Origin of the sequence: Pseudovibrio sp. Ad46 (assembly GCF_001623065.1) — a bacterium.
Taxonomy (GTDB): Bacteria; Pseudomonadota; Alphaproteobacteria; order Rhizobiales; family Stappiaceae; genus Pseudovibrio.
Map to the genome: position 1 here is coordinate 1 of NZ_LMCG01000067.1, position 2,963 is coordinate 2,963.

The window sequence follows — 2,963 nt, forward strand, 5'->3', positions numbered from 1 at the left end:
AACGCAGAACTATTCAAAACCGACGCTTGCGCTACCACGCACAAGCCGCTTAACATCAACACGCAATTGGGCCAGACACTCCACTAATCGAAAGCCAATTTTGTCCAACTATCTTTGACGACGGACAGTTATAGACAATACGTCCAGTACTTAAGTTTACTCGATATCCGTCAGCAAGCATGAGCCACCGCCCCTCTACATAGGCAGTAGGGTGAGTGAGCTGGAGCATAATCTTGCGCATCTTTACGCTTTGCTGGCCCGGATAGCTTTTGGTCTTATCCCACGCATCTTCTAGCAAGATATCTTCTACGCCTGCAGCTCCTGTTGCTACAAGTAGATCAGTTTGCCGAAAGGCCTCTGACAATACACGCTGAGGTACATCACCAAACTTCTTTTCTGGCCCTTTTAAAGAGAAGTTGCCTGTTGTTCCTTCTCCCGTGCACCCTGGAAAGGTACGTATGCCGGTTTCAAAATTAAACCTTCTACCAGCAAGAGTGATTGCTAGAGTCTCATAATCGCTTGGTCTCCATCCCATTTGTTGTGACAATCCGAATAGAGGGACCTGACTGACTGTGTGACCGGCAAACATTCTGGATGTGTTTGTGCTGAGTTCATTTTCCATTACTGGATAGATTTCCCGAGAAGCCTGCGGGAAGGGTTGTTTGATACCCTCTTTGGTAACGAAAAATTGCCATTCTTGACGCTCTTCTTTTGAACTTTCTACGGGATGCCAGAGCCGAACCCGCTGCCAAGCGGGTAGAACCATCCACAAGCAGCCACATCCCTTCATTCGATTTTCCTTTGAGGACTGCAACAAACCTGTCCCCTTCGTCTTCAACTTCCCAGATTAGCTTACTAGTCATCGGCCATAAGGATTTGTTTGTCATTTGTTTGGCCCACACGGAAACATCCAACCACCACAAGCGCAGCAACATGCCTTCCAATGCTGGTTTTATAAGCTTGGTAAACTCATCTGGAATGTGACCTGTTGTAAGCAGATCAAGAACGCGTTCTGGGTGAAGAGAAAGGTTTCGTATAGCTTCTTTAGTGGTTCGCTGTAGCTTCTTCTTAACGCCAGCATGGCGTATTTCTCGAGTGACTCTTTGTGCAATCAACACAGCTTCGGGCTGAGGTTCATCTCGGACAACCTTTCCAAGCTGAATACTTAACGATTGAGAAGGCATCGATTTGGCTTTGTGATCAGGAGCAAGGGCAGCTCCAACCCAAAGTTCATCGAGTGTTTTCAGTCCCCAATCCAGACGTTCTGTCAAAGCAAGTTTCACTGCTCGCGCAACAGCTGAAGCCTCTGCAACACTGGTCAACTTATCTGATTGATATTTGACTGCACCTGCAACTATCCGGCGAGATCTTCTCAGCACTTCTTCAACAGCATGTTCAGCAAACAATCGCCATTCCGAAATATCAGCAAGAACAGAATCGTGTACTGGGATACTATGCGACAACTCTGGGCTGATTTCGCATATTGCATTTGCCAAGGTGCGCAGATCAGACACTCTTGCAACAGCCTCGAACTCTTCAAATGAGATCGGGCCATCGTTTCTCACGGCAATGTTTACGAGTGCAGCGTCCAGGAGTAAGTCATCTCCAATTGCATGTGCCGCAATTAAGGCAACATCAGCAGAGCCCTTGCTAATGCGTGGATGTAATTTACGGAGCGTTTCCAGAGCCTCTTCTGGGAGAGTTCCAATCGTTCCTAAAAGAATTTTGGCGACATAACGATAACATACGTCTTTCTCGTGAGAGCCACCTGATATAATTTCTGTTCGAGCTAAACCACTTAATGCGATAGCAGCTTCTTCGGGTGTGAAGAATAGGTAGACAGTTTCGTGCAGCCCTCCTTCTTCAATATCTCGGAGTATCCCAGATATTGAAGCGCCCGCAGTTTGTTGAAAGTCTGCCTTTCCCCACATTGTAGCAAGGATAGCGCCACGGTCGAATGGGCTTAAGGCTTGAACATATGAGTTCAACACACCAAAGTCCCGTTGAGCCTCTGGTTGTAGCAGTTGTGAAAGGACAAATGCTCTCGCTGAATTCGTTGTCATTGGGTACCCGAGTTAGAAGGTCAACATATAGCGCTAGACTCACTTGATTATGCCGTCTGCATGTTGAGCTTCCAATAGTGCCCTTAGTAGCGATATATACCTTCTACGTGGTTCTTAATGGGCTCTCTCAACCCTCTTGGTGAGCAGGTAAACCTTTGATGGAAGTGCGGAAATGATCACTTTTCTATTCAGGCGTTGAGGTCCCGTGATGGCTATTTGTCAGCTTCCATGAAGATTCTCTCCCGCATGCATAGAAGATTTGGAGCGTTTTTTTCGTAATTTTACATTACCTTTCCTGAGCAGGTTGCTGTTTTTAATGTTTACCGTACTTCATGAAAATAGGTTGTTCTGGGGGAAGTTCGGGACTTTGAAAGCATCTCGGCTCTGAGGTTCTGTTTGAATTTTCCCTTATATTACAAGGGGAAGCCATTTTTGGCTTAGGTCAGGCCATTTTTGGCCTGCTTCTTTTCCTAGTATTTTCAAGGAGTTGCGCCAATTTTGCGAGTCTGATGCAGGTCTCCGGGCCAATTCTGGCCCGTTACTACTCCCCTTTACGATCTAGATTTAGGTCAGATCTGAATCTCATTAGATTTTATTCTCTAGTTATTTCAACAAGTAAGCGAGTTCTGGTGTGCTCTCTTCTTCTATTTCTCTCACTCTGGCATGCAAGTTGCAGTTGTGTTGGTACGCTGTCGCAGACTGGGGTCTGGGGCTGTGGCCCATTCTCATCAAATGGGGTTCATTTATTTGTTTTGCTGCGTCTGTCCGCACATGGAGGGCGCTCACCAGGAGCATACTATGCCAACACCCGCTTATATCACCATTGAAGGGTCAACTCAGGGTCCAATCACTCAAGGCGCGTTTACTGAAGATTCCGTCGGTAACGTGTGGCAGGAAGGC

1 protein-coding gene and 1 pseudogene are annotated in these 2,963 nt (G+C 46.7%); one reads left to right on the plus strand and one right to left on the minus strand.

The genetic code is table 11. From position 1 onward, the window contains the following. Positions 1-55 precede the first annotated feature (55 nt). On the minus strand, positions 56-790 hold the full coding sequence (locus PsAD46_RS17240; RefSeq protein WP_084404450.1) for a DUF4132 domain-containing protein: 735 nt from the start codon (positions 788-790) through the stop codon (positions 56-58). Between the two features lie 2,071 nt (positions 791-2,861). On the opposite strand from PsAD46_RS17240, the pseudogene PsAD46_RS28825 reads away from it, so the two are divergent. Further along, positions 2,862-2,963 (plus strand): annotated as a pseudogene (locus tag PsAD46_RS28825) (type VI secretion system tube protein Hcp); the annotation flags it as partial.